This window comes from Pedobacter sp. SAFR-022, assembly GCF_051965375.1.
GTDB lineage: Bacteria > Bacteroidota > Bacteroidia > Sphingobacteriales > Sphingobacteriaceae > Pedobacter.
In genome coordinates this window covers 1-1,317 of the sequence record NZ_JBQCME010000015.1, presented here as the reverse complement: position 1 = coordinate 1,317, position 1,317 = coordinate 1, and the positions used below count along the sequence as shown (strand labels likewise).

The following is a 1,317-nucleotide window of genomic DNA, read 5'->3' as shown; positions in this document are numbered from 1 at the left end:
TGTAGATTCCTGAATTTAGTTTACATGGAGAGTTTTTCAAAAACAGAAATGATATGAAAAACGAAAAGCCCAACAAAGGAAAAGGTGGCCGGATTGCTACCTATTCCGAGAGTTTAAAAGTTCAGGTCGCTTTGGAGTATTTAGATGGCGATTATAGCCAAGCTCAGGTCGGAAGAAAGTACGGTTTATCAGAAGATACTGTCAATTGGTTCGTAACTTGTTACAAACGAAATCAGGCTGTTATGATGAAGGAACCTACTGAACCGGAAAAAAGCAGCTTTACAGATGAAGATCGTAGAGCGCTGGAAAAAAGAGTTGCTATGGCTGAACTGAAGGTCGTTGTTCTGGAAAAGGTAATTGCCATTGCCAACAAGAAGTACAACACTGATCTTAAAAAAAAAACTGGTCAGAAGTGATTGCTGAACTTAAAGGATCACGGCCTGTTTGTACCATAGAGCACCTGTGTGAAGCATTTGGTTATACCAGGCAAGCTTGGTATAACCATCTTAAGAATGTAAATCAGCGGATGTTAAAGACCCATGTTGTACTACAAAGAATTCGTGAAATTCGGGATGCACTGCCAGAAACAGGTTGTATGAAGCTCTACGAGGATTTAAATGCAGGCTTCTTGCAACGTTTGGGCTTTACCATGGGCAGAGATGCGGTGTTTAATCTGATGCGGGAAAACAAGATGTTAATCAAACCCAAGCGAAGATTTGTTCGAACTACGAACTCCTTTCATCGGTTCAAGATCTATCCTGATCTGGTGCAGCGTTCAGCTGCAAAGCTGGCCGAACAGATCTGGGTCAGTGACATCACCTACCTGAACACGACTGCTGGCTTTGCCTATCTCTCGTTGGTTACCGATGCCTATTCTAGAAAGATTATGGGTTATTACCTGTCGAAAAACTTAAAGGCCATAGGATGCATAAAAGCGCTCCAAAAAGGCTTGAATAACAGACTATATCCTCAACGATCGTTAATCCATCATTCGGATCGAGGAACACAATACTGCTGTGACAACTATATCAAAATGCTCAATGATAATAACATCCGGATTAGTATGACCCAGACTGGAAGCCCCTACGACAATGCAATTGCTGAACGGCTAAATGGAATACTGAAAAGAGAGTTTGGTATGTACGAAACTTTTAAAACCTTTAATCAAGCTTGTCAGCACGTCCATAAAGCCATATACAAATACAATAATCTAAGACGTCATGCAAGCTGCAACTATCAAACCCCGGAATACACCCATAATATCGAACGTACACAGCTATAAAGTAAAAATCAAATTGCAATCACTGTAAACATTAT

General features: G+C 40.6%; 2 protein-coding genes. Both read left to right on the top strand.

The features are described 5' to 3' along the window. The first annotated feature begins 53 nt into the window (after positions 1-53). Positions 54-416: a transposase gene (locus ACTHQF_RS17570; protein ID WP_440432248.1), complete on the top strand. Its 363-nt coding sequence runs from the start codon at positions 54-56 to the stop codon at positions 414-416. After that, positions 413-1,282, top strand: coding sequence for an IS3 family transposase (locus tag ACTHQF_RS17565; protein ID WP_440432246.1), 870 nt, complete (start codon positions 413-415; stop codon positions 1,280-1,282). The genes ACTHQF_RS17570 and ACTHQF_RS17565 overlap by 4 nt, the downstream gene beginning before the upstream one ends. Positions 1,283-1,317: the final 35 nt, after the last annotated feature.

Excerpts from the sequence above, each read along its gene's own strand:
- ACTHQF_RS17570 (WP_440432248.1), top strand. The coding sequence starts at position 54 with ATGAAAAACGAAAAGCCCAACAAAGGAAAAGGTGGCCGGATTGCTACC.